The 25,396-nt window shown below is 60.3% G+C and carries 28 protein-coding genes; 26 read left to right on the plus strand and 2 right to left on the minus strand.

Annotated features, from left to right (window positions below):
* Window position 1 precedes the first annotated feature (1 nt).
* The 26 genes from rpmF to ACV8MC_RS14400 all read left to right on the plus strand — a co-directional run bounded on the left by rpmF (window position 2) and on the right by ACV8MC_RS14400 (window position 24,507).
* Window positions 2-184 (plus strand): 50S ribosomal protein L32, encoded by a 183-nt coding sequence (rpmF, locus tag ACV8MC_RS14275; protein WP_003179396.1) that lies wholly within the window; start codon window positions 2-4, stop codon window positions 182-184.
* A gap of 4 nt (window positions 185-188) precedes the next feature.
* On the plus strand, window positions 189-1,199 hold the full coding sequence (gene plsX, locus ACV8MC_RS14280) for a phosphate acyltransferase PlsX (protein ID WP_082530305.1): 1,011 nt from the start codon (window positions 189-191) through the stop codon (window positions 1,197-1,199).
* 123 nt (window positions 1,200-1,322) lie between these two features.
* Window positions 1,323-2,261: an ACP S-malonyltransferase gene (gene fabD / locus ACV8MC_RS14285; protein ID WP_457262351.1), complete on the plus strand. Its 939-nt coding sequence runs from the start codon at window positions 1,323-1,325 to the stop codon at window positions 2,259-2,261.
* A gap of 16 nt (window positions 2,262-2,277) precedes the next feature.
* Window positions 2,278-3,021, plus strand: a complete 744-nt coding sequence (gene fabG / locus ACV8MC_RS14290; protein WP_016770989.1) for a 3-oxoacyl-ACP reductase FabG — start codon at window positions 2,278-2,280, stop codon at window positions 3,019-3,021.
* A gap of 196 nt (window positions 3,022-3,217) precedes the next feature.
* The gene (acpP, locus tag ACV8MC_RS14295) at window positions 3,218-3,454 is read left to right on the plus strand and encodes an acyl carrier protein (RefSeq protein ID WP_003175607.1); all 237 of its coding nucleotides are present in this window, start codon (window positions 3,218-3,220) and stop codon (window positions 3,452-3,454) included.
* A 108-nt stretch (window positions 3,455-3,562) separates the two neighbouring features.
* Window positions 3,563-4,807, plus strand: a complete 1,245-nt coding sequence (gene fabF, locus ACV8MC_RS14300; protein WP_252868088.1) for a beta-ketoacyl-ACP synthase II — start codon at window positions 3,563-3,565, stop codon at window positions 4,805-4,807.
* Window positions 4,807-5,622, plus strand: a complete 816-nt coding sequence (gene pabC / locus ACV8MC_RS14305; RefSeq protein ID WP_457262353.1) for an aminodeoxychorismate lyase — start codon at window positions 4,807-4,809, stop codon at window positions 5,620-5,622. Before fabF ends, pabC begins: the two co-directional genes overlap by 1 nt.
* Window positions 5,623-5,625: 3 nt before the next feature.
* Window positions 5,626-6,795, plus strand: a complete 1,170-nt coding sequence (gene mltG / locus ACV8MC_RS14310; RefSeq protein ID WP_457262354.1) for an endolytic transglycosylase MltG — start codon at window positions 5,626-5,628, stop codon at window positions 6,793-6,795.
* 19 nt (window positions 6,796-6,814) lie between these two features.
* Window positions 6,815-7,447 carry a dTMP kinase gene (gene tmk, locus ACV8MC_RS14315; RefSeq protein WP_016770985.1) on the plus strand — a complete coding sequence of 211 codons (633 nt, stop codon included), beginning with the start codon at window positions 6,815-6,817 and terminating at the stop codon, window positions 7,445-7,447.
* Window positions 7,440-8,423, plus strand: coding sequence for a DNA polymerase III subunit delta' (locus ACV8MC_RS14320; RefSeq protein WP_236168403.1), 984 nt, complete (start codon window positions 7,440-7,442; stop codon window positions 8,421-8,423). Before tmk ends, ACV8MC_RS14320 begins: the two co-directional genes overlap by 8 nt.
* Before the next feature lie 42 nt (window positions 8,424-8,465).
* Window positions 8,466-8,822, plus strand: a complete 357-nt coding sequence (locus tag ACV8MC_RS14325; RefSeq protein WP_016770983.1) for a PilZ domain-containing protein — start codon at window positions 8,466-8,468, stop codon at window positions 8,820-8,822.
* 15 nt (window positions 8,823-8,837) lie between these two features.
* Window positions 8,838-9,629: a TatD family hydrolase gene (locus tag ACV8MC_RS14330; RefSeq protein WP_258707061.1), complete on the plus strand. Its 792-nt coding sequence runs from the start codon at window positions 8,838-8,840 to the stop codon at window positions 9,627-9,629.
* 351 nt (window positions 9,630-9,980) lie between these two features.
* Window positions 9,981-10,619 (plus strand): TetR/AcrR family transcriptional regulator, encoded by a 639-nt coding sequence (locus ACV8MC_RS14335; protein WP_016770981.1) that lies wholly within the window; start codon window positions 9,981-9,983, stop codon window positions 10,617-10,619.
* Between the two features lie 138 nt (window positions 10,620-10,757).
* Window positions 10,758-11,726 (plus strand): GTP 3',8-cyclase MoaA, encoded by a 969-nt coding sequence (locus tag ACV8MC_RS14340; protein WP_457262356.1) that lies wholly within the window; start codon window positions 10,758-10,760, stop codon window positions 11,724-11,726.
* Between the two features lie 165 nt (window positions 11,727-11,891).
* Window positions 11,892-12,497: a DUF4823 domain-containing protein gene (locus tag ACV8MC_RS14345; RefSeq protein ID WP_016770979.1), complete on the plus strand. Its 606-nt coding sequence runs from the start codon at window positions 11,892-11,894 to the stop codon at window positions 12,495-12,497.
* A 14-nt stretch (window positions 12,498-12,511) separates the two neighbouring features.
* Window positions 12,512-13,072, plus strand: a complete 561-nt coding sequence (locus ACV8MC_RS14350) for a DUF1285 domain-containing protein (protein ID WP_375122519.1) — start codon at window positions 12,512-12,514, stop codon at window positions 13,070-13,072.
* A gap of 192 nt (window positions 13,073-13,264) precedes the next feature.
* Window positions 13,265-13,981: a FadR/GntR family transcriptional regulator gene (locus ACV8MC_RS14355; protein ID WP_039760144.1), complete on the plus strand. Its 717-nt coding sequence runs from the start codon at window positions 13,265-13,267 to the stop codon at window positions 13,979-13,981.
* Window positions 13,982-14,115: 134 nt separating this feature from the next.
* A complete protein-coding gene (locus tag ACV8MC_RS14360; protein WP_457262359.1) occupies window positions 14,116-14,991 on the plus strand; it encodes an SMP-30/gluconolactonase/LRE family protein in 876 nt (291 codons plus the stop codon).
* 270 nt (window positions 14,992-15,261) lie between these two features.
* Window positions 15,262-16,080 carry an SDR family oxidoreductase gene (locus ACV8MC_RS14365; protein ID WP_457262361.1) on the plus strand — a complete coding sequence of 273 codons (819 nt, stop codon included), beginning with the start codon at window positions 15,262-15,264 and terminating at the stop codon, window positions 16,078-16,080.
* 137 nt (window positions 16,081-16,217) lie between these two features.
* On the plus strand, window positions 16,218-17,222 hold the full coding sequence (locus ACV8MC_RS14370) for a substrate-binding domain-containing protein (RefSeq protein ID WP_016770973.1): 1,005 nt from the start codon (window positions 16,218-16,220) through the stop codon (window positions 17,220-17,222).
* Between the two features lie 53 nt (window positions 17,223-17,275).
* Window positions 17,276-18,823 carry an L-arabinose ABC transporter ATP-binding protein AraG gene (gene araG / locus ACV8MC_RS14375; RefSeq protein WP_310217675.1) on the plus strand — a complete coding sequence of 516 codons (1,548 nt, stop codon included), beginning with the start codon at window positions 17,276-17,278 and terminating at the stop codon, window positions 18,821-18,823.
* Window positions 18,824-18,835: 12 nt separating this feature from the next.
* Entirely contained in the window at window positions 18,836-19,804 is a 969-nt protein-coding gene (gene araH, locus ACV8MC_RS14380; protein WP_056788625.1) for an L-arabinose ABC transporter permease AraH, read from the plus strand.
* A gap of 403 nt (window positions 19,805-20,207) precedes the next feature.
* A complete protein-coding gene (locus ACV8MC_RS14385; protein ID WP_016770970.1) occupies window positions 20,208-20,921 on the plus strand; it encodes a GntR family transcriptional regulator in 714 nt (237 codons plus the stop codon).
* Window positions 20,918-21,916, plus strand: a complete 999-nt coding sequence (locus ACV8MC_RS14390; RefSeq protein WP_056788274.1) for an ADP-ribosylglycohydrolase family protein — start codon at window positions 20,918-20,920, stop codon at window positions 21,914-21,916. Before ACV8MC_RS14385 ends, ACV8MC_RS14390 begins: the two co-directional genes overlap by 4 nt.
* A gap of 202 nt (window positions 21,917-22,118) precedes the next feature.
* Window positions 22,119-23,585 (plus strand): purine-cytosine permease family protein, encoded by a 1,467-nt coding sequence (locus tag ACV8MC_RS14395; protein WP_457262363.1) that lies wholly within the window; start codon window positions 22,119-22,121, stop codon window positions 23,583-23,585.
* A complete protein-coding gene (locus ACV8MC_RS14400; RefSeq protein ID WP_457262365.1) occupies window positions 23,578-24,507 on the plus strand; it encodes a PfkB family carbohydrate kinase in 930 nt (309 codons plus the stop codon). The genes ACV8MC_RS14395 and ACV8MC_RS14400 overlap by 8 nt, the downstream gene beginning before the upstream one ends.
* A 145-nt stretch (window positions 24,508-24,652) precedes the next feature.
* On the opposite strand, the gene ACV8MC_RS14405 is transcribed toward ACV8MC_RS14400, so the two are convergent.
* Window positions 24,653-25,033: a Rho termination factor N-terminal domain-containing protein gene (locus ACV8MC_RS14405; RefSeq protein WP_457262367.1), complete on the minus strand. Its 381-nt coding sequence runs from the start codon at window positions 25,031-25,033 to the stop codon at window positions 24,653-24,655.
* Between the two features lie 104 nt (window positions 25,034-25,137).
* The gene (locus ACV8MC_RS14410; protein WP_041479421.1) at window positions 25,138-25,392 is read right to left on the minus strand and encodes a hypothetical protein; all 255 of its coding nucleotides are present in this window, start codon (window positions 25,390-25,392) and stop codon (window positions 25,138-25,140) included.
* Window positions 25,393-25,396 lie beyond the last annotated feature (4 nt).

Genomic DNA, 25,396 nt, shown 5'->3' on the forward strand with positions numbered 1-25,396 from the left:
TATGGCTGTTCAGCAGAACAAAAAATCCCGCTCTGCCCGTGACATGCGCCGTTCGCACGACGCTCTCGAGGCTAGCACCCTGTCTGTAGAAAAAACCACTGGTGAAGTTCACCTGCGTCACCACGTATCGCCAGAAGGCGTTTACCGTGGCCGTAAAGTGATCGACAAGGGCGCTGACGAGTAATCACTTGTCTGCTCAAGTCATCGCGATTGACGCAATGGGCGGGGACTTCGGTCCCCGCAGCATTGTTCAGGCCAGTCTCGCTTGCCTGTCTGCTACACCCTCGCTGCACCTGACCCTCGTCGGTCAACCCTCCCTTCTTGAAGAACTGATCCACGGCCAGTCGGCTGCCGATCGCGCGCGCCTGACGATTGTCGCGGCGAGCGAAGTCATCACCATGGACGAAAAACCCGCCCAAGCCCTGCGTGGCAAGCCGGATTCGTCGATGCGTGTAGCCCTTGAACTGCTGCGCGATGGCAAGGTGCAGGCCTGTGTCAGCGCCGGCAATACCGGTGCGTTGATGGCCTTGTCACGATTCGTGCTGAAGACATTGCCCGGCATTGATCGTCCGGCCATGGTCGCGGCGATTCCGACGCAGACCGGTTATTGCCAGCTGCTCGATCTGGGCGCCAACGTCGATTGCAGTGCCGAGCACCTGTTGCAGTTCGCGGTCATGGGTTCGGTGGCCGCGCAGACTTTGGGCATTGCCCGTCCACGTGTTGCGTTGCTGAACATCGGCACCGAAGACATCAAGGGCAATCAGCAGGTCAAACTGGCCGCCACGTTGTTGCAGGCTGCGCGCGGGATCAACTACATCGGTTTTATCGAGGGCGACGGCTTGTATCGCGGCGAGGCCGATGTGGTGGTGTGTGACGGCTTCGTCGGCAACATCCTGCTCAAGTCCAGCGAAGGTCTGGCGACGATGATTGCTGCGCGGATCGAGGCTTTGTTCAAGAAAAACTTCGCTTCGCGCGCTGTCGGCGTTCTCGCGCTGCCGTTGATGAAGCGTCTGCAGGCCGACCTGGCCCCGGCGCGGCATAATGGCGCAAGCTTTCTCGGCTTGCAGGGCATCGTCGTGAAAAGCCACGGATCGGCCGGGGTACAGGGCTTTCAGAGTGCCATTCAACGGGCGCTGATCGAGATTCAAGAGAACCTCCCCGAGCGTCTCCACGGTCGTCTGGAGGAGCTGTTGTCTTAGGCGTTTTCGTCGGACAATGCTTAAATGTGACCGCCCGGTTCAAAGGGCCATCCAAACTGTCAGTTTCTGGCGTCCCCAACGGGGCGTTATTTTCCGACGACAAGATCATTAGGGGCTTGTTACATGTCTGCTTCCCTCGCATTCGTCTTTCCAGGACAGGGTTCGCAGTCCCTCGGCATGCTGGCCGAGCTGGGCGCGCAACATCCGCTGATCCTCGAAACCTTTCAAGAAGCCTCTGCTGCGCTGGGCTACGACCTGTGGGCACTGACCCAACAGGGTCCGGAAGAGCTGCTCAATCAAACCGACAAAACCCAACCAGCCATTCTGACCGCTTCGATCGCCCTGTGGCGTCTGTGGCTGGCCGAAGGCGGCGCGCGTCCGGCGTTTGTCGCCGGCCACAGCCTGGGTGAATACAGCGCGCTGGTTGCCGCCGGCAGCCTGACCCTGGCTGACGCGGTCAGGCTCGTCGAGCGCCGTGGCCAGTTGATGCAGGAAGCGGTGCCGGCCGGGCAAGGCGGCATGGCCGCGATCCTCGGCCTGGAAGATGCCGACGTGCTGGCTGCCTGCGCCGAAGCGGCGCAAGGCGAAGTCGTCAGCGCAGTGAATTTCAACTCGCCGGGCCAAGTGGTGATCGCCGGTGCCAAGGCGGCCGTCGAGCGCGCCATCGAGGGTTGCAAGGCCCGTGGTGCCAAGCGCGCCATGCCATTGCCGGTGAGCGTGCCGTCGCACTGCGAGCTGATGCGTCCGGCTGCCGAGCGTTTCGCCGAATCCATCGCCGCCATCGACTGGCAGGCGCCGCAGATCCCGGTGGTGCAGAACGTCAGCGCACAAGTGCCAGCCGATCTGGAAACCCTCAAGCGCGATCTGCTCGAACAGCTCTACAAGCCAGTGCGCTGGGTTGAATCGGTGCAGACTTTGGCCGCCAAGGGCGCGACCAATCTGGTTGAATGCGGCCCGGGCAAAGTCCTCGCTGGCCTGAACAAACGTTGCGCCGAAGGCGTTTCGACTTCCAATCTCAATACCCCAGACGCCTTCGCTGCCGCTCGCGCAGCGCAGGCCTGAATCAGGAGAAACTTGCATGAGTCTGCAAGGTAAAGTTGCACTGGTTACCGGTGCAAGCCGCGGCATCGGCCAGGCCATCGCGCTGGAACTGGGTCGTCAGGGCGCCATCGTTGTCGGCACCGCGACCTCCGCGTCGGGCGCCGAGCGCATTGCCGCGACCCTGAAGGAAAACGGTATCCAGGGCGCCGGTTTCGAACTCAATGTCACCAGCGACGAATCGGTCAGCGCCGTGCTGGCAGGCATTCAGGAGCAGTTCGGTGCGCCGGTGGCGATTCTGGTCAATAATGCCGGTATCACCCGCGATAACCTGATGATGCGCATGAAAGACGACGAGTGGTACGACGTGATCGATACCAACTTGAACAGTCTGTATCGCCTGTCCAAGGGAGTTTTGCGTGGCATGACCAAGGCGCGCTGGGGTCGAATTATCAGTATTGGCTCGGTAGTGGGTGCCATGGGCAACGCCGGCCAAGTAAACTATGCAGCCGCCAAGGCCGGTCTGGAAGGTTTCAGCCGGGCGATGGCGCGTGAAGTCGGTTCGCGTTCGATTACGGTCAACTCGGTAACCCCAGGGTTCATCGACACCGATATGACCCGCGAGCTGCCTGAAGCACAGCGTGAAGCCTTGCAGACGCAGATTCCGCTGGGTCGTCTGGGGCAAGCTCAAGAGATCGCGTCCGTGGTCGCTTTTCTTGCATCCGACGGTGCGGCATACGTTACCGGGGCTACAATCCCGGTGAACGGTGGGATGTACATGTAAGTAAAATGTGACGGATTGCTTCAAAAAAATGTCATACGAGCTGTCTAAAATCCGTTATAAAGCTGCAATCTATTTATAGGCAGAGGGCCGCAGGGTTTGAGGAGTGAAGCTTTCAGTTGAAAAACTGAAAAGGCTTTCTATACACTTACCCACTGGCCAGCTGCCTGAATTTGTCCATTAGGAGTGAAAACAAGGTATGAGCACCATCGAAGAGCGCGTCAAGAAAATCGTTGCCGAGCAACTGGGTGTTAAAGAAGAAGAAGTGGTCAACACCGCTTCCTTCGTAGAAGACCTGGGTGCCGACTCCCTTGACACCGTTGAGCTGGTGATGGCTCTGGAAGAGGAATTCGAGACCGAAATCCCTGACGAAGAAGCTGAAAAGATCACTACTGTACAAGCTGCAATCGACTACGTTACCAGCCACCAGGCGTAATAGTTTGTAATCGTTGCTTGCTGTCATGGAAAAACCGCACTGCCATCATGGCGTGCGGTTTTTTCTTTAGGCCTGATGCAAAGTCGTCATTTGAAAAAGGAGAGTGCTGTGTCGCGTAGACGCGTCGTAGTCACCGGTATGGGTATGTTGTCGCCACTGGGCACGGATGTGCCGAGCAGTTGGCAGGGCATTCTGGCTGGCCGCAGTGGCATTGGTCTGATCGAACACACCGACCTTTCTGCCTATTCGACCCGCTTCGGCGGTTCGGTCAAGGGCTTCAATGTCGAGGAATACCTGTCGGTCAAGGAAGCGCGCAAGCTCGACCTGTTCATTCAGTACGGCCTCGCCGCAGGCTTTCAAGCCGTGCGCAACGCCGGTCTGGAAGTCACCGATGCCAACCGTGAACGCATTGGCGTGGCCATGGGTTCGGGGATTGGCGGTCTGACCAACATCGAAGAGACCAGCCGCACCCTGCACGAGACCGGTCCGCGACGGATCTCGCCGTTCTTTGTGCCTGGCTCGATCATCAATATGATTTCCGGCTTCCTGTCGATCCATCTGGGCGCACAGGGACCCAACTACGCCATCGCCACCGCGTGCACCACCGGTACGCACTGCATCGGCATGGCGGCGCGCAACATCATGTACGACGAAGCTGACGTGATGATTGCCGGCGGCGCGGAAATGGCCGCTTGCGGTCTGGGCATGGGCGGCTTCGGCGCGTCCCGTGCGCTGTCGACCCGTAACGACGAGCCGACCCGTGCCAGCCGTCCATGGGACAAGGGCCGTGACGGCTTTGTCCTGTCCGACGGCGCCGGTGCGCTGGTCCTTGAAGAGCTGGAGCACGCCAAGGCCCGTGGCGCGACGATCTACGCCGAGCTGATCGGTTTCGGCACCAGTGGCGATGCGTTCCACATGACCTCGCCACCCGCCGATGGCGCCGGTGCCGCGCGCTGCATCACCAATGCCCTGCGTGATGCGAAAATCAACGTCGATCAAGTGCAGTACATCAACGCCCACGGCACCTCGACCCCGGCCGGCGACCTTGCCGAAGCCAATGCGATCAAGTCTGTGTTCGGCGATCACGCCTACAAGCTGGCCGTCAGCTCGACCAAGTCGATGACTGGCCACCTGTTGGGTGCGGCGGGCGCGGTCGAAGCGATTTTCAGCGTGCTGGCGATCAACAGCCAGGTGGCACCGCCGACCATCAACCTTGATGAACCGGACGAAGGCTGCGATCTCGATTTCGTTGCGCACACCGCGCGTAACATGGACATCGATGTCGTGCTGTCCAACTCCTTCGGTTTTGGCGGCACCAACGGCACTCTGGCGTTTCGCCGGTTCGCCAGCTGATGGACAGCTGGGTCGACGGTCAACCGGCTGACGCGCTGTCGCTGAAAGATCGCGGCCTGGCTTACGGCGATGGTCTGTTCGAGACCATTGCCGTGCGCAGCGGTCAGCCGGTCCTGCTGGATCGGCACCTGACGCGCCTGGCCGATGGCTGTGCGCGTCTGGCCATTGCGACCGATCTTGAGCTGGTTCGCCATGAACTGCTCAGCTATGCAGCAGCGATGGGCGAGGGCGTGCTCAAGCTCATCCTCACGCGTGGCGACGGCTTGCGCGGTTATGCGCCCGATCCTGCGGCGCAGGGCCGACGTATTCTGCAAGGCAATCCGCCGGCGGCTTATCCCGCTACCCATGCCGAGCACGGCATCCGCCTGTTTCCCTGCAACACGCGTTTATCTACGCAGCCGTTGTTGGCCGGGCTCAAACATCTGAATCGACTGGAGCAGGTACTCGCCCGCGCCGAATGGCAGGACAGCGAGCATGCCGAAGGCTTGATGCTCGATCAGGCCGGGCGCGTCGTCGAAGGTGTGTACAGCAATATTTTCCTGGTGCGCGACGGTGGTCTGATTACGCCCGACTTGAAGCGCTGCGGGGTCGCTGGGGTGATGCGCGCGGAAATATTGTTTCAGGCCGAGTCGCTGGCCATCCCCACGCAAATCGCCGATATCAGCCTCGAACAGCTGCAATGGGCTGATGAAGTGTTTGTCTGCAACAGCGTTTATGGCGTCTGGCCGGTACGCGCCTGTGCTGCACTGAGCTGGCCGGTTGGCCCGCTCACCCGTAAACTGCAAACCATTGCCCGCGCGCTACTGGATGCTTGATTCGTGAGACGTAAACTTTTGCTGCTGCTGGAAACCGGACTGGTTCTGGCAGGGCTGCTGTTGGGCGCCAGCGCCTGGAAAATTCATTCGGCGCTGGAACAGCCCCTGAACATCCCGCAGGAACAACTGCTGGATGTGCCGAAAGGCTCTACACCGACCCGTACCTTCCTTGAACTCGAAACCGATGGCGTCATCAAGGACGCGTTCTGGCTGCGCGTCTACTGGCGCTTCAATCTCGCCGGCACACCGATTCACAGCGGCGAATACCGCATGCAGCCGGGCATGACCGTCAACGGTCTGATCGACTCGTGGAAGCGTGGCGACGTGGTTCAGTACAGCCTGACCCTGGTCGAAGGCTGGACTTTTCATCAAGTGCGCGCCGCCCTGGCCAAGGACGACAAGCTCGAGCAGACCCTCAATGGCCTGAGCGACAGCGACGTGATGGCGAAGATCGGCCACAAAGGCTTGTTCCCGGAAGGTCGGTTTTTCCCGGATACCTATCGCTTCGTGCGTGGCATGTCCGATGCCGAGCTGCTGAAAAAGGCCTTTGATCGTCTCGATGAAGTGCTCGCCAAAGAATGGGCGCAGCGTTCTGCCGATGTGCCTTACAGCGAACCTTATCAAGCTCTGATCATGGCCTCGCTGGTCGAGAAAGAGACCGGCGTTCCGCAGGAGCGCGGGCAGATTGCCGGAGTGTTCGTACGGCGCATGGCGCTGGGCATGCAGTTGCAGACCGATCCGACAGTGATATATGGCCTCGGCGATCGCTACACCGGCAAGCTGACCCGCGCGCATCTGAAAGAACCGACACCCTATAACACCTACGTGATTCCCGGTTTGCCGCCGACGCCGATTGCGATGGTCGGGCGCGAGGCGATTCATGCTGCGCTCAACCCGGTGGAGGGCAGCAGCCTGTATTTCGTCGCCCGTGGCGATGGCAGCCATGTGTTCTCCGATGATCTGGATGCGCACAACAACGCAGTGCGTGAATACCAGCTCAAGCGCCGTGCCGATTACCGTTCCAGCCCGGCACCAGTAACCGCGCCGGCCACCGATGAGGCCGTTCCGGCGGCCTCGCCGAACACCGCGCCCGAGGCGCTGCCGCAAGTGCCGCCGCAAGAACCTGCGCCAGCCCCGGAACCGGACGCCGCTGCACCGCAGAACGCGCAATGACTTTGATGAAGGACTGCCTGTGACTGGCTTGTTTATTACCCTGGAAGGCCCGGAAGGCGCGGGCAAGAGCACCAATCGCGAATACCTTGCCGAGCGCCTGCGCGCCGCCGGTATCGAAGTGCTGCTCACCCGTGAGCCTGGCGGTACACCGCTGGCCGAACGGATTCGTGATGTCCTGCTGACCCCGGCCGACGAAGTGATGCACCCGGACGCCGAGCTGTTGCTGGTGTTCGCCGCGCGCGCCCAGCATCTGGCAGAGGTGATTCGCCCGGCGCTGGCCCGTGGCGCTGTGGTGCTGTGTGATCGTTTCACCGATTCAACATACGCCTATCAGGGCGGCGGTCGTGGTTTGTCACTCGAGCGCATCGCCACCCTGGAAACTTTCGTGCAGGGCGACTTGCGGCCCGATCTGACCTTGATTTTCGACCTGCCCGTTGAAATCGGTTTGGCCCGCGCCAGTGCCCGTGGTCGACTGGATCGTTTCGAACTCGAAGGCCGGGCGTTTTTCGAGAACGTGCGCAATGCGTTCCTGAAACGCGCCGAAGCCGACCCGTCGCGCTACGTGCGCATCGATGCCGGTCAGCCATTGGCCAAGGTCCAGCAATCGCTGGACACCTTGCTACCGAATTTGCTGGAGCTGGCCCGTGGCTGAGGCCTATCCATGGCAGGACAGCCTCTGGCAGCAACTGGCCGGCCGCAGTCAGCATGCTCACGCGTACCTGCTCCACGGTCCGGCCGGGATCGGCAAGCGTGCGCTGGCCGAGCGCTTGATGGCCAGCCTGCTGTGTCAGCGCCCTACGCCTGAGGCGTGCGGCGAGTGCAAATCCTGCTTGCTGCTCAAGGCCGGCAGTCATCCGGACAATTACATCCTGGAGCCGGAAGAGGCGGACAAGGCGATCAAGGTCGATCAGGTTCGTGATCTGGTCAGTTTCATCGTGCAGACCGCGCAGCTCGGCGGGCGCAAAGTGGTGTTGATCGAGCCGGTCGAGTCGATGAACATCAACGCTGCCAACGCCTTGCTCAAAAGCCTTGAAGAGCCGTCCGGCGATACCGTGCTGCTATTGGTCAGCCATCAGCCGAGCCGTTTGTTGCCAACCATCAAGAGCCGTTGCGTGCAGCAGGCCTGCCCGCTGCCGGGCGAGGCGATGAGCCTGCAATGGCTGGCCCAGGCGCTGCCGGATTGCGCGGAGGAAGAGCGCGTCGAACTGCTGACCCTCGCCGCCGGGTCGCCGCTGATGGCGGTCAGCCTGCAATCGCAAGGTGTGCGTGAACAACGTGCACAAGTGGTCGAAGGCGTGAAGAAGCTGCTCAAGGGACAACAATCGCCGACGCAACTGGCGGAAGAGTGGAAAAGCATTCCGATGCTGCGTCTGTTCGACTGGTTCTGCGACTGGTCGAGCCTGATCCTGCGCTATCAACTGACTCAGGACGAAGCCGGCCTCGGCCTGGCCGATATGCGCAAGGTTGTGCAGTACCTGGCGCAGAAAAGCCCGCAGGGTAAAGTGCTGGATATTCAGGATTGGATTCTCGCCCAACGGCAGAAAGTGTTGAGCAAGGCCAACCTCAATCCGGCCCTGTTGCTGGAAGCATTGTTGGTGCAATGGGTGGGATTGCCTGGTCAAAGATAAGAATGTGTACCTAGACTCTGAAGATCAGCAGTGGAGGTGAACATGATTGAACCTGTCAGCCCGGGGCCGCGTAACGGCATCTTGTCCCTGACCATCAAGGACAAGTCGGTGCTCTACGCCGCCTACATGCCGTTCATCAAGAATGGCGGACTGTTCATCCCGACCAACAAAAGCTACCGGTTGGGCGACGAGGTGTTCATGCTGTTGCACCTAATGGATGAAGCGGAAAAAATTCCGGTCGCCGGCAAAGTCGCCTGGATCACCCCCAAAGGCGCACAAGGCAATCGCGCCGCCGGTGTCGGCGTGCAGTTCAACGACGGCGACGACACCGCGCGCAGTCGCATCGAAACTCATCTGGCCGGAGCACTGAAATCCGACCGTCCCACTCATACGATGTAAGTTGCAGTCCTTTTTATGCTCGTAGATTCCCATTGTCACCTTGACCGTCTCGACCTCGCCGCCCATGACGGCTCGCTGGATGCCGCACTCGCTGCGGCCCGCGAGCGTGGGGTTGGACATTTTCTGTGCATCGGCGTCAGCGCTGACAACGCCGCCGACGTCAAAGCCCTCGCCGAGCGTTATGACGACGTCGATTGCTCGGTCGGCGTGCATCCGCTGGATGTGCAGCCGGGCGCCGCACCGGCGCTGGACTGGCTGCTGCACGAACTCGATCACCCGAAAGTGGTGGCGATCGGCGAAACCGGTCTCGACTATCACTACGAGCCGGAAGCTGCCGAGTTGCAGCAGGAGTCGTTTCGCCTGCATCTGCAAGCGGCGCAGCAGACCGGCAAGCCGGTGATCATCCACACTCGCGGCGCCCGTGCCGACACCCTCCAACTGCTGCGCGAAGCGGCGCTGCCCCAGGCCGGTGTGTTGCATTGCTTCACCGAGGACTGGGAAATGGCCAAAGCGGCGCTGGACATGGGTTATTACATTTCCCTGTCGGGCATCGTCACGTTCCGCAATGCCGACGCTCTGCGCGATGTGGCGAGCAAAGTGCCGGCCGATCGCCTGCTGGTGGAAACCGATTCGCCGTATCTGGCGCCGATTCCGTATCGCGGCAAGCCGAACCTGCCGCAGTACGTGCGCGAAGTCGCGGAGTTTCTGGCGATGCTGCGTGGTGAGAACTACGAGCGCTTTGCCGAGCAGACCACGGAAAACTTCAAGCGCTTGTTCCCGCTGGCGAGTGTTAAATCTGCCGTATGACCGCAGGCCAAATCGCAGGCAAAAAAAACCCGGGTTCTGGGGGGTGAATCCGGGTTAAGACCATTAGGAGTAAAACAAAGGCACGCGGTCCGTTGGTACCTTTACCGGCACGACACTTGGGGGAGATGTCGCCCGACAGTTCAAGTATTGATCAGTCTGGCGTGCAGTCCAGTGAGCGGGTCGGGGTTTTTAAACAAATTTGGAATACGTTTGCTTCAGTTGAGTTCTCATTGCACCCGATTCGTTCTCGAAATGAACAAGAAACACAGATTTGGTCGATGAACCGTGCTTTTTTGCGCAAGTTAGGCATAATACGCGGCTTCGAATTTTGACCCTTCAGACCTTTTTCTTATGCATAAAGAACCTCGTAAGGTCCGTGAATTTCGTCGCCGCGAGCAGGAAATTCTCGATACCGCGCTCAAGCTGTTCCTCGACCAGGGTGAAGACAGTGTCACCGTCGAGATGATTGCTGATGCCGTGGGTATCGGCAAAGGCACGATCTACAAGCACTTCAAATCCAAGGCCGAGATCTACTTGCGCCTGATGCTCGATTACGAGCGCGATCTGAACGAGCTGCTGCATTCGGCCGATGTCGACAAGGACAAGGAAGCGCTGTCCCGCGCCTACTTCGAATTCCGCATGCGCGACCCGCAGCGCTATCGCCTGTTCGACCGTCTCGAAGAGAAAGTGGTCAAGGGCAATCAGGTGCCGGAGATGGTCGAGGAACTGCACAAGATCCGTGCCTCGAACTTCGAACGCCTGACCCTGCTGATCAAGGGGCGCATCAGCGAAGGCAAGCTCGAAGACGTGCCGCCGTACTTCCACTACTGCGCATCCTGGGCGTTGGTGCACGGCGCGGTGGCGCTGTATCACTCGCCGTTCTGGAGCAACGTGCTGGAAGATCAGGAAGGCTTCTTCCAGTTCCTGATGGACATCGGCGTGCGCATGGGCAACAAGCGCAAGCGCGACCCGGAAACCCCGAGCACATAAGTCATTCAGCGGGCTGATTGCGCCGTGTTTTCACAACATGGCGCAATAGCACAGGAATATACTCAGGCATAGGGCTTGCTAAAACCTGATTTCTCAGTCAAGTTTTGCTCGCTCGATTTTCTTTCGCCGGAGTGTTTCATGATCGTTGACCGTCAAGGCAGGCGTTTTCGCAATCTGCGCATCAGCCTGACCTCTGCCTGCAATTACGCCTGTACCTACTGCGTGCCCAACGGCAAGCGGTTGGTCGCTGCGCAGGATGAGCTGTCGGCCGAAGCCATGGCGCGCGGCGTCGAATACCTGATCGAAGCGGCCGGCATCGAGCGCCTGCGCATCACTGGCGGCGAGCCACTGGTCAGCCCCAAACTCGAATCGTTCATGACTGCCGTCGGCCAGATGGGCCTCGACGACATCAGCCTGACCACCAATGGTCAACTCCTCGCGAAAAAACTGCCGCTGCTGGTCGATGCCGGTCTGCGTCGAATCAACGTTTCCCTCGATACTCTTGATGCCGCTGCTTTTCGCAGCATCGCTCGTGGCGGCGATCTGGCCAGCGTGCTCGATGGCATGGATCAGGCTGCCGCCGCCGGGATGAAGATCAAGGTCAACATGGTGCCGTTGCGCGGGCAGAACCTCGATCAGGTCATGCCGCTGCTTGATTACTGTCTGGAGCGCGGCATCGAACTGCGCTTCATCGAGCTGATGCGCATGGGCCACCTGGCCAAGGATTCCAATGCCTTCCTGCAGCAGTTCGTCAGCCTTGAGCAGTTGCTCGGCCTGATCGGCGAACGTTATGAATACGCCCAGACCGACGCACCGGTGGACGCCACGGCCGTTCGCTATGCGATTCCCGGTCGCGGCAATTTCGGGGTGATCGCCAACGAAAGTGTGCCGTTCTGCCGCACTTGTTCGCGGTTGCGCCTTTCGTCGACCGGTTGGCTGCATGGCTGCCTGTCGTCGAGCAACCGCCACTATGTCGGCGATCTGCTCGACAAGCCGCGTCATCAGGCGTTGCCGGCGCTGCAACGTTTGCTGGTCAAGGCGTTGGGTGACAAACAGGAGGTGGCGTTCTCTGGCGGTGCTACTGTCATGAAGATTATTGGCGGTTGAAGAACCGCTTTCGCGAGCAGGCTCGCTCCCACAAGTGGAATGCATTTCCCTGTGGGAGCGAGCCTGCTCGCGAATGCCTCTATCACTGAATTTGTCGAGCTGGCGCAAAAGCTGCATCCAACGGCCATTCGCCGGTTTTCCGACACCGGCTTCTGGAGGAATAGGATGCGTAGCCTGGTTTTGCTGCTGGCCGTTTTGGCGCTTGGCGGCTGCATGAATGTCAGCGATATGGCCGAAGGCACTCGCTATCACATGAGCGATGCGGGGCTTCTGGACCATAGCGACAGCCGCCGGGTGAACAATCTCCGCATTCAGCCGGACTCGTTCATCTTTATCGCCCAGGGCGCGTTCGCGCCACCGGGTGGTTCCTATCCACGGCCGAACGTGGTCGCCGAAGAAGCCTTCAAGGGCTTTGTCGAATACTTCCCGATGGTCCGCCGCGCCCGTGCGCCGGAAGGCCTCGACCAAGCCATGGGCGAAGCCCGTGATGCCGGGGCGCATTACCTGCTCTACACACGTTTCGCCAAGGCTGATGACCGCATCGGCAACTCCGACGAGTGGCTGGACCAGGAAGCCGTGGATCGCCTCGGTATCGATGGCGGCGTGATTCAGATCATGTTGATCGAGACCAGCACCCAGTATTTGATTGATACTGCACGGATCAAGAGTCGTGGCGGTTTACTGACGTTCCATGATTCCAAACCCGAAGACCTCATCGGTCCGCCGCTGGCGCAATACGCACGCAGCCTGCTGGGGATCGGCGACCAGTAATCAAGGAGTACGCCATGAGTGACCCGCAAACAGCCAATGACCTGCTGGGGCAGATCCCCAAGACCAAAGGCCTGCCACCGGTGCATTTGTGGAACCCGGATTTCTGCGGCGACATCGACATGCGCATTGCCCGTGACGGCACCTGGTACTACCTGGGTACGCCGATCGGGCGCAAGCCGATGGTCAAACTGTTCTCCACCATCATCCGCCGCGACGGCGATGATTATTTCCTGATCACCCCGGTCGAGAAGGTCGGGATCAAGGTCGATGACGCGCCGTTCGTGGCGGTTGCCGTTGACGTGCAAGGCGAGGGCGAGGCGCAGGTTTTGCGCTTTACCACCAATGTCGAGGAAACCACCGAAGCGGGGACTGAGCATCCGCTGCGTGTCGAGATCGATCCTGAGACCCAGGAGCCTGCGCCCTATGTGCATGTGCGCAGCAACCTTGAAGCGCTGATTCACCGCAATGTGTTTTACCAGTTGGTGGAACTGGCGGTGAGCCGCGAGATCGATGGTCAGCGCTGGTTGGGCGTGTGGAGCGGCGGCGAGTTCTTTCGCTTCGGCCTGGAACCCTGACACAACATCAAAATGTGGGAGCGAGCCTGCTCGCGAATGCGCTGTATAAGTCGCCAGCAATGTTGACTGACACGACGCTTTCGCGAGCAGGCTCGCTCCCACAATGGTTTGCGCAAGCTGAAAAAATCCGATTGACTGTTATTCGTATGATGATTAGCGTAGGTACCCATCGCGATTCGCCTTGAGGTGTACATGTCCAGCAGCTTTCATGCGTCGACCGTTGACTGGCTGGGCAGCTGGATTGCAGCCGGTCAGGTCAAGCCGGGGCAGACCATCAAGGTCGAGGCGGATCTGGGCGAGCAGCTTGGTGTCAGCCGCACGGTGATTCGCGAAGCCATCAAAACCCTCGTCGCCAAAGGCATGCTCGAAGTCGGACCGAAGGTCGGCACGCGGGTGTTGCCAGTACGGCGCTGGAATCTGTTCGATCCGCAGGTGGTGGGTTGGCTATCGCGCAATGGGTTGCCGGAAAACTTCGTCGATGACCTGCTGGATTTGCGCCGCACCATTGAACCGATGGCGGTGCGCTGGGCCTGTGAGCGGGCGACACCGGAGCAGATCGAAGCGGTGCAACTGGCTTTCAATGCGCTGGAACGTGCAGTCGACAGCGGCATTGATTACAACCGTGCCGACCAGGCTTTCCACGAATGCATTCTTGCCGCCAGCCATAATCAGTTCATCGAACAAATGGTCCCGGCCCTCGGTGCGTTACTGGCGGTGTCGTTCGAAGTCTCCGCCGCCGACCCCGATGAACTGCGCCGCACCTTGCCGATCCATAAAGACATGGCCGATGCCATCGCCGCGCGCGATTCGACCCGTGGCGTGTGGGCGTGCATGACCTTGATCGACAATGCCGATCTGGCGATAAAACGCTTTTACCCGAAAGTCATGGCGGACCGCAAAGCCAGCTAAGACCGAAAATCCCCTGTGGGAGCGAGCCTGCTCGCGAATGCGTCAGGTCAGATACATCATCATTGACTGACACGCCGCCTTCGCGAGCAGGCTCGCTCCCACATTGGAAACAACAAGAACATGAAGGATTCCAGATGACCTGCACCGCCCTGACCCAACACCGCGCGCAACTCGGCGAAGGCCCGTTCTGGGATGCGCCGACCCAAGCGCTTTACTGGGTCGATATCGCCGGTAAACAAGCGTTGCGCCTGATTGGTCAGAACGTGCAGATCTGGCAGATGCCCGAGCACATCTCCGCCTTCATTCCCTGCGCCAGCGGCGATGCGCTGGTGACATTGAGCAGTGGTGTCTACCGCCTCGATCTCGATTCGCCCGGCCTCGAGCCACGTTTGACGCTGTTCTGTGTCGCCGACCCGCAACCGGGCAACCGCCCCAACGAAGCCCGTTGCGATGCCTTGGGCCGGTTGTGGTTGGGCACCATGCAGAACAACATCGGCGAGCACGGCGAGGATCTGCCGCTGGCGCGCCGTTCCGGCGGCCTGTTCCGTATCGATCCCGATCAACGCGTCACACCGCTGCTGCTCGGCCTGGGCATCCCCAACACCCTGCTGTGGAGTGACGACGGCACCACGCTGCTGTTTGGTGAAAGTCTCGACAGCACGCTCAATCGATATTTCATCCGCACCGACGGCAGTCTCGATGCTCCGCAGGTGTTCTACTCGTCCGATCAACACGGTGGTCCCGATGGCTCGGCGATGGACGCCGAAGGCTACGTGTGGAATGCACGCTGGGACGGCAGTTGCCTGTTGCGCCTGACGCCGGACGGGCAGGTCGAGCGCAAAATCGATTTGCCGGTCAGTCGCCCGACCAGTTGCGTTTTCGGTGGCGAAGACTTGAAAACCTTATTCATCACCAGCGCCAAGAGTCCACTGAATCATCCATTGGATGGCGCGGTGCTGAGCATGCGCGTCGACGTTTCAGGAAAACTCTGTACGCGTTTTGCTGGCTAGATCCCAAAATATGGGATGCAAAATTATATATTGAGATTATTTGGCGGTCGGGTTTATAGTCGGCTCCAGCAGTAACACGCACTCACACTTAAAAAGAACAAAACAGGTGAAGTGATGCAGCGAATTCTTGTTGCCCGCGCAAGCGGGATCCGCCTTTCGTCACGGCTCAATGCCGTTGACGACGCTTGCCTGTCTGTTTTCCCCAGCCGTCAAAACCGGACATCGACCGATGGCCGGTTTTTTTGCGCCTGCGTGCAGGAGGCCTGAGCCATGGCTGAAGCGCTGACATTGCCGCAAGTGTCGGCCCCGCCGAAAGGCGAGCGCCTGAAAAACAAGGTCGTGCTGCTGACCGGGGCCGCTCAGGGCATCGGCGAAGCGATTGTCGCCGCCTTCGCCGCGCAGCAAGCCAGATTACTCATCAGCGACATTCAGGCCGACAAGGTCGAGCAGGTCGCCGCTTACTGGCGCGATCAGGGCCATGACGTGCAGGCGCTCAAGGTCGACGTATCGAATCAGCAGGATCTGCATGCCCTGGCCCGACGCGCCGTGGAATTGCATGGCCGCATCGATGTGCTGGTCAACTGCGCCGGGGTCAATGTGTTCCGCGATCCTTTGCAGATGACCGAAGAAGACTGGCGCCGCTGCTTCGCCATCGATCTGGACGGCGCCTGGTATGGCTGCAAAGCGGTGCTGCCGCAGATGCTCGAGCAGGGCGTGGGCAGCATCATCAACATCGCCTCGACCCATTCCAGCCACATCATTCCCGGCTGCTTTCCGTACCCGGTGGCCAAGCACGGCTTGCTCGGCCTGACCCGTGCACTCGGCATCGAATACGCGGCCAAAGGCATTCGCGTCAACGCCATCGCACCGGGCTACATCGAAACGCAGCTGAACGTCGATTACTGGAATGGCTTTGCCGATCCGCACGCCGAGCGGCAGCGCGCCTTTGACCTGCACCCGCCCAAGCGCATCGGCCAGCCGATCGAAGTGGCGATGACGGCGGTGTTTCTGGCCAGCGATGAGGCACCGTTTATCAATGCTTCGTGCATCACCATCGATGGCGGCCGCTCGGTGATGTACCACGACTGAATAAAACGGATTTCCAGCGCTGAACTACGCTTGAAATCCAATCATCATACGATATGACTATTTTCAAACAGCTTCACTGAGAACACGCTTCAACGCTTTTCAAACCTTGCTCAAAAAAAATAACAAGGAGTCATCTGATGAAACGTCGTTTCGGGATTCGTACCCTGTGCAGCACTGCCCTGGCGGTCACTGCGTTCAGCCTGAGCAGTGCGCTGCTCGCCGCCGACGCGGTGAAGATCGGTTTTCTGGTCAAGCAGGCCGAAGAACCGTGGTTCCAGACCGAATGGGCTTTTGCCGAAAAAGCCGCCAAGGACAAAGGCTTTGAACTGATCAAGATCGCGGTGCCGGATGGCGAGAAGACCCTCTCGGCCATCGACAGCCTGGCCGCGAACGGCGCCAAGGGTTTTGTGATCTGCCCGCCTGACGTGTCCCTCGGCCCTGCCATCATGGCCAAAGCCAAGATCAACGACTTGAAAGTGATTGCCGTCGACGACCGTTTTGTCGACGCCAACGGCAAATTCATGGAAGACGTGCCGTACCTGGGCATGGCCGCGTTTGAAGTGGGCCAGAAGCAGGGCGCCGCGATGGCCGCCGAAGCGAAAAAGCGTAACTGGGACTGGAAAGACACCTACGCGGTGGTCAACACCTACAACGAACTCGACACCGGCAAGAAGCGCACCGACGGTTCGGTCGATGCCCTGAAGAAGGCCGGCATGCCGGAGGACCACATCCTCTTCGCCGCGCTGAAAACCCTCGACGTACCGGGCAGCATGGACGCCACCAACTCGGCGCTGGTGAAACTGCCGAGCGCGGCGAAAAACCTGATCATCGGCGGCATGAACGACAACACCGTGCTCGGCGGCGTGCGCGCCACCGAAGCGGCCGGGTTTGCCGCGAGCAACGTGATCGGCATCGGCATCAACGGCACCGACGCCATCGGCGAGTTGAAAAAGCCTAACAGCGGCTTCTTCGGTTCGATGCTGCCAAGCCCGCACATCGAAGGCTACAAGACTGCCGAGATGATGTACGAGTGGATCACCGCCGGCAAAGAGCCGCCGAAGTACACCGCCATGGATGACGTCACCCTGATCACCCGCGAAAACTTCAAGCAAGAGCTGGAAAAAATCGGCTTGTGGAACTGAGGCAGCGACGGCCCGGGCAGCCGGGCCGTTTTTCGGTGTGAAGAGGTGGCTTTATGCACGCGCAAGTACAGACACAAGAACAACACGGCGCCAACGGCAGCCTGCGCTTCAACGGGATCGGCAAGACCTTTCCCGGCGTGAAAGCGCTCGACGGCATCAGCTTCGTCGCCCACCCCGGCCAGGTTCATGCCCTGATGGGCGAGAACGGCGCGGGCAAATCGACCCTGCTGAAGATTCTCGGTGGTGCTTACATTCCGAGCAGCGGCGAGCTGCAGATCGGCGAGCAGGCGATGGCGTTCAAGTCCACCGCTGACAGCATCGGCAGCGGCGTCGCGGTGATTCACCAGGAACTGCATCTGGTCCCGGAAATGACCGTGGCCGAAAACCTGTTTCTTGGCCATCTGCCGGCCAGTTTCGGCCTGATCAATCGCAGTGAGCTGCGCCAGAAAGCCTTGAATTGCCTGAAGGGGCTGGCGGACGAAATCGATCCGCAAACCAAGGTCGGACGCTTGTCGCTGGGTCAGCGGCAACTGGTGGAAATCGCCAAAGCGCTGTCGCGCGGCGCTCACGTCATCGCTTTCGACGAACCGACCAGCAGCCTCTCGGCGCGCGAGATCGATCGCTTGATGGCGATCATCGGGCGCCTGCGCGACGAAGGCAAAGTGGTGCTCTACGTTTCCCATCGCATGGAAGAAGTCTTCCGCATTTGCGACGCCGTCACTGTGTTCAAGGACGGCCGCTACGTACGTACATTCGACGACATGAGCCAGTTGACCCACGATCAACTGGTGACCTGCATGGTCGGTCGCGACATTCAGGACATCTACGATTACCGTCATCGCCCGCGTGGCGCCGTGGCGTTGAAGGTCGATGGTTTGCTCGGCCCGGGCCTGCGTGAGCCGATCAGTTTCGAAGCGCACAAGGGCGAAATCCTTGGCTTGTTCGGGCTGGTCGGGGCAGGGCGCACCGAGCTGTTTCGCCTGCTCAGCGGCCTGGAGCGCAACACCGCTGGCCGTCTCGAACTGCGCGGCCATGAGCTGAAACTGCGCTCGCCCCGTGACGCGATCGCCGCCGGCATTTTGCTCTGCCCGGAAGACCGCAAGAAGGAAGGCATCATCCCGTTGGCCAGCGTTGCCGAGAACATCAACATCAGTGCCCGCGGTGCGCATTCCGGGCTCGGCTGCCTGATTCGCGGCCTGTGGGAAAAGGGCAACGCTGACAAGCAGATCAAGGCCCTGAAAGTGAAAACCCCGCACGCCGGCCAGCAGATCAAGTTCCTTTCCGGCGGCAATCAGCAGAAGGCCATTCTCGGCCGCTGGCTATCGATGCCGATGAAAGTCCTGCTGCTCGACGAACCGACCCGTGGCATCGACATCGGCGCCAAGGCCGAAATCTACCAGATCATTCATAACCTCGCTGCCGACGGTATTTCGGTGATCGTGGTGTCCAGCGATCTGATGGAAGTGATGGGCATTTCCGACCGCATCCTGGTGCTGTGCGAAGGCGCTCTGCGCGGCGAAGTCAGCCGCGACCAGGCCAATGAATCCAACCTGCTGCAACTGGCTTTGCCGCGCCACCGCGCTGACGGCGTGGCGAACTGAGAGGTGACTATGATGACTACGCAAAACGAAACTCTGCCGACCGAGCGCAAACCGCTGGACATGCGGCGCTTCCTCGATGACTGGGTCATGCTGCTGGCGGCGATCGGCATCTTTGTCGCCTGCACACTGCTGATCGACAACTTCCTCTCGCCGCTGAACATGCGTGGCCTGGGTCTGGCGATTTCCACCACCGGCATCGCCGCGTGCACCATGCTTTATTGCCTGGCATCCGGACACTTCGACCTCTCGGTCGGCTCAGTGATCGCCTGTGCAGGCGTGGTCGCGGCAGTGGTAATGCGTGACACCAACAGTGTATTTCTCGGGGTCAGCGCGGCGTTGGCGATGGGCCTGATCGTCGGGCTGATCAACGGCATCGTGATTGCCAAGTTGCGCGTCAATGCCTTGATCACGACGCTGGCGACCATGCAGATCGTTCGCGGTCTGGCCTATATCTTTGCCAACGGCAAAGCGGTCGGTGTGTCGCAGGAATCGTTCTTCGTCTTCGGTAACGGCCAGCTGTTCGGTGTGCCGGTGCCGATCCTGATCACCATTGTCTGCTTCCTGTTTTTCGGCTGGCTGCTGAACTACACCACCTACGGGCGCAACACCATGGCCATCGGTGGCAACCAGGAAGCGGCGCTGCTGGCGGGCGTCAACGTCGACCGCACCAAGATCATCATCTTCGCCGTGCACGGTGTGATCGGTGCGCTGGCGGGTGTGATTCTGGCCTCGCGGATGACTTCCGGGCAGCCGATGATTGGTCAGGGTTTTGAACTGACAGTGATCTCGGCTTGCGTGCTGGGCGGAGTTTCGTTGAGTGGCGGCATCGGCATGATTCGCCACGTGATTGCCGGGGTGTTGATTCTGGCGATCATCGAGAATGCGATGAACCTGAAGAACATCGATACGTTTTATCAGTATGTGATTCGTGGTTCGATTCTGTTGCTGGCCGTGGTCATTGACCGCTTGAAACAACGGTAACGTCAAAAGCTACCCCTCACCCCAGCCCTCTCCCAAAGGGAGAGGGGGTCGACCGAGGTGTCTTGCGTTCTACATCGACCTGAAATATCGGGTCGATTGTGGATTCTCTAAAGCAACATCATTTCGGCGCATTTCCTGAGCACTCCCCAATCAGTTCCCTCTCCCAAAGGGAGTGGGGGCCGACCGAGGTGTCTTGCGTTCTACATCGACCTGAAATATCGGGTCGATTGTGGATTCGCTAAAGCAACATCATTTCGGCGCATTTCCTGAGCACTCCCCAATCAGTTCCCTCTCCCTCCGGGAGAGGGCTAGGGTGAGGGGCTCTTGATTTTGCTCTCTCCACCGGTCACCTCCCTCAAATTTTTGTTGCCCGCCACGCCCCGTTTCGGTTATCAATTTGTACATGATTAGACAGGTACGATTCGACAAGAAACAACGGGTGGTCGACGAGCTCGTCCGACGCATCGAAAGCGGCCTCATGGAGGACGGCTTTCTGTTGCCTGGCGAACATCAGTTGGCTCAAGAATTCCAGGTCAGCCGTGGCACCTTGCGTGAGGCGCTGGCCGAATTGAAGCGGCGTAATTACATCGCCACGCAGAGCGGTGTCGGCTCCATCGTCACTTTCGACGGTGTAGCGCTGGATCAGCGCAGCGGCTGGGCGCAGGCGCTGGCCGACAGCGGGGCGCTGATCAATACCGAAGTGTTGCGCCTCGAGGCGGTGACTCGCCCGGATCTGCTGGTGCGTTTCGGCACCGATCAATTCATCACCCTCGACCGTCGCCGGCGCGCCACCGACGGTACACTGGTGTCTCTCGAACGATCCTTGATGCCGGCCAACGGCGGCCTGGAAAGCCTGCCCCGCGTCGGCCTGATCGACAATTCCCTGACCATCACCCTGGCCGCCTACGGCTATATCGGCGAGCGCGGCGATCAGTGGATCGGCGCCGAGCCGCTGAATGCCGAAGACGCCGAGCTGCTCGGTCGCCCGGTCGGCACGGTGTTTCTCAAAGCCCTGCGCACCACCTACGACCGGCAGAACCGTTTCATGGAGCAGGTCGAAAGCCTGCTCGACCCGGTGCACTTTCGTCTGCACCTGCAATTCGGAGAATCGAAATGACCGCGCTCAACCGTGCGCTTGGCGCTTTCTATGGTCTGGCCCTGGGTGACGCGCTGGGCATGCCGACACAGTCGCTCGATCGTGAAACGATCAAGGCGCGCTTCGGCCAGATCACTGATTTGCAGGACGCAGGTCCCTTGCAACCGATCGCCGCGAACATGCCCAAAGGCTCGATCACCGATGACACCGAGCAGGCGATCCTGGTCGGCGAATTATTGGTCGAAGGTCACGGCCGTATCGAGCCGGCGGTTCTCGCCCAGCGCTTGATCGAATGGGAAGCCGAGATGCAGGCCAAAGGCTCGCAGGACTTGCTCGGCCCCTCGACCAAACGCGCTATTGAAATGATCCTCGCCGGGCATTCCCCGGAAGAAGCCGGGCGCTACGGCACCACCAATGGCGCGGCGATGCGCATCACCCCGGTGGGCATTGCCGCGAACGTGGCCGATCCGCAGCGCTTCATTGCGGCGGTCGTGCAGGCTTGCCAGGTGACGCATAACACCACGCTGGGGATTTCCAGTGCAGCAGCGGTGGCGGCGGTGGTCTCGGCCGGGATCAACGGCGTCGATCTGGGCGAGGCGCTGAATCTTGGCCAGCAGATTGCCCAGCAAGCCGAAGCCCACGGGCATTGGGTCGCCGGTGGGCGCATGGCCTCGCGCATCAGTTGGGCGCGCAGTATCAGCGTCGACAGTGACAAAGCACTGCTCGCCGATCTGCTCTACGACGTGATCGGTACATCGGTGGCGTCGCAGGAGTCGGTGGTGGTCTCATTCGCCCTGGCCCAGCAAGTGGCCATCGGCGAGATGACGGCATTCGAGGCGTTGTGCATGGCCGCCAGTCTCGGCGGCGACACGGATACCATCGCGGCGATTCTCGGCGCCATGCTCGGCGCTTGCCTGGGTCTTGAGTGCTGGCCGCAGCCGATGATCGAAACGGTGAAAGTCGTTAATCAACTTGAGCTGGAACCGTTGGTGCAGGGGCTGTTGGCCTTGCGTTGACTGGCTGGCCTCTTCGCGAGCAGGCTCGCTCCCACAATTGGAATGTATTCCCTTGTGGGAGCGAGCCTGCTCGCGAAAGGGGCGGCGCATTTCTAAAGAATTCACACAGCAATGGATCGCACAGACAGGCCTCGGAAGGCCGGTTGTCTTGTCGTTTTGCATCATTGCCACAACCACAAAAAAGGCAAACAGGAGCATCTTCATGAGTTCATCAACCGCCGGGCAAAGCGTCGGGCAACTGGAAACCCGGGGCATCGAGCCGGTGCCGGAAGCCGAGTGCAACGGCCATCCGCTGCAACTGTTCTGGGTCTGGTTTGCGGCCAATATTTCCATCCTTGGCCTGCCGCTGGGAGCCACGCTGGTGGCGTTTCGCGGGCTGGCGATCTGGCAGGCGATCATCGTCGCCATCCTCGGTGCCGCCGGTTCGTTTGCCGTGGTCGGGATCATCTCGATTGCCGGGCGCCGTGGCCGCGCGCCGAGCCTGACGCTGTCCCGGGCAATTTTCGGCGTGCGCGGCAACATCGGCCCGACGCTGGTTTCGCTGATGTCGCGTCTGGGTTGGGAAACCGTCAACACCACCACTGCGGCGTTTGTCCTGCTGTCGCTGTGCTCGATCCTGTTCGGCTCGCCGGTCGAGGCGAAAAGTGCGCCGGTACTGACGCTGATCTTTATCGCCATCTTCGTCCTGCTGACCTTGTCAGTGTCCGGCCTCGGCCACGCGACTTTGCTGGTGATCCAGAAGTGGGCGACCTATGTGTTCGGTGCGCTGAACATTCTCGTCGGTGGCTTCCTCTGCGCGACGATCGACTGGAGTGCGGTGTTCAACGCCACGCCAGCACCGCTGAGCGCAATGATCATCGGCATCGGCACCATGGCCGCCGGCACTGGTATCGGTTGGGCCAACGCTGGTGCCGACATGTCGCGCTATCAGCATCGCAGCGTCAAGGCAGTGCGCCTGGTGGCGTCGGCGGCGTTCGGCGCAGGGATTCCGCTGGTGCTGCTGATCACCCTCGGCGGCTTGTTGTCGGTGGGCAACAATGACCTGGCGTCGGCGACTGACCCGATCGTGGCGATTCGCGACATGCTGCCGACCTGGATGGCCGTGCCGTACTTGATCACCGCGTTCGGCGGCCTGCTGCTGTCGAACAACCTGTCGGTATATTCCGCCGGCCTGACCACGCTGACCCTGGGCCTCAAGGTCAAACGCGTCTACGCGGTAGTGGTCGACATCGTCGCGATCTTCGCCGGCTCGATCTACTTCATGCTGATCGCCGACAGTTTCTACGGCCCGTTCATTACCTTCATTTCCCTGCTGGCAGTGCCGATCACCGCATGGGTGGGGATTTTCGTCGTCGATCTGATTCACCGTCACTACTACAGCCCCAAAGACCTGCTCGATGTCAGCCCGAGCAGCGCCTACTGGTATCGCGGCGGCATCGAGTGGCGCGCGTTTGGTGCCTGGGCGATCGCCATCGTCCTTGGTTTCAGCTTCACCACCATCGGCACCACGGCAGAAAACGTCTGGTTCAAGGGCTTTCTGTCCGACTCCTGGCTGGGCCACAACGGCCTCGGCTGGATCGTGACCTTCGTCGTCGCCGGTGGCATTTACCTGATACTTGGCGGTGCGAAAGATCGCCGCGCCGCGCAAACCGAGAATGCTCATGCCTAAGATGTTGCACACCGGCCAGGTCATCATCGACCTGGTCATGGCCGTGGATAAACTGCCGCAGATTGGCGGTGATGTGCTGGCGCAGTCGGCCGGTTTCGAAGCGGGCGGCGGTTTCAACGTGATGGCCGCTGCGGTGCGTAACGGTCTGCCGGTGGTTTACCTCGGTCGCCATGGCACGGGGCGTTTCGGTGACCTGGCGCGCCAAGCGATGCAGGCGGAAGGTATCTGCATCGGCATCCGCGAACCGGCCGAGCGCGATACCGGTCTGTGCGTGGCGCTGACCGATGCGTCGGCTGAACGCAGTTTCATTTCCTACATCGGCGCTGAAGGTGAGGTGACCGAAGACGATTTGAACAGTGTGGCTGCCGAGCCCGGCGATTACGTTTATCTCAGCGGTTACAGTCTGCTGCACGAGGGCAAGGCGCAGGCGTTGCTCGACTGGACGCTGGCGCTGCCGGCGTCGGTCAATGTGGTGTTCGACCCGGGACCGTTGGTGGAGTCACCTGACGCGCCTATGATGCAGACGTTGCTGCCGCGCATCGATGTGTGGACCAGCAACAGTGTTGAGGCGCTGCGATTTACCGTGGCTGATGAAATTGGCGCGGCAATGGATCGGCTCGCGAAGCTCCTGCCGGAAAATGTGCTGATGGTGGTGCGCGACGGGCCGCAGGGTTGCTGGATTCAGCAGCGGGGCGAGCGTCGACAAGTGCCGGGGTTTGTTGTCAAAGCGGTGGACAGCAATGGCGCCGGTGATGCGCATGCCGGGGTGTTTGTTGCTGGATTGGCGCAGGGGTTGGATGCACCGGAAGCGGCGCGGCGGGCGAATGCTGCGGCGGCGCTGGCGGTGACTCGCTGGGGGCCGGCGACTTCACCTGGGGCGACTGAGGTAGATGCGTTTATCTATCAGTCCTGCGGCGATTGAGCCGAAGCCTTCGCGAGCAGGCTCGCTCCCACATTGGATCTACGTCGTACACAAATCTTCTGTAGGAGCTGCCGAAGGCTGCGATCTTTTGATCTTGAAAAGCAAAAGATCGCAGCCTTCGGCAGCTCCTACAGTGGGCGTCGTTCTAGCTCGCCTTGCGCAACGCCTCGATCAGCTCCTGCTTGCGCATCGAAGAGCGCCCCGAAATATTCTTCGCTCGGGCTTCCTTCATCAGGCTATCGACGGTCTGCGCATTCTTCGAAGTCTCGCTATTACGCGAATGGCCCTTGCGGCTAGCCACCGCACGGCGCGATGACTCTTTGCGCTCTTTCGACTTGGCACTTGCAGGCTTCTTGCGCCCTGAGCCGCCGGACTTTTCGCCCCCGCCGGATTGTTTGTTCACCGTCGCCCAGGCACGCGCCTCAGCCTCATCTTTCGACACGCCCTTTTTCTCGTAGCTGTCTTCGATGTGCTCGGCTTTGCGCTTCTGTTCGCTGGTGTATTTGTCTTTGCTTCCACGAGGCATGGGATTTCTCCTTGCGTCAGGATGTGCTGCGTTACGCCGAAGGCTGCGAATCACTCGAGACGAATCACCCGTTCGAAGTCGAAGATCCGCAGCCCCAACCAGCGTCAGCTATCGAGTTTCTTCGCCGCTTCAACGCCGGCTGAACTGAGCTTGATCGGCAGGTTCAGCGAGTGCTCACCGGCTTCGCTGCAGGTCACATGACCATGGTGAATCAGCCCGCGATCCTGCAGGGCGGCGAGGGCGCTGGCCACGACTTTCTCGCCCCGGTAATTGTCCAGCACCTCCTTGCCCAAGCCGTTGGGATGCGCGTGCAGCAGGCGGGTGAGAACTTCTTTTTCCAGGTCTTTGTCGACGTTCATGGTT

Source organism: Pseudomonas sp. PK-RTE-24, from assembly GCF_054052265.1.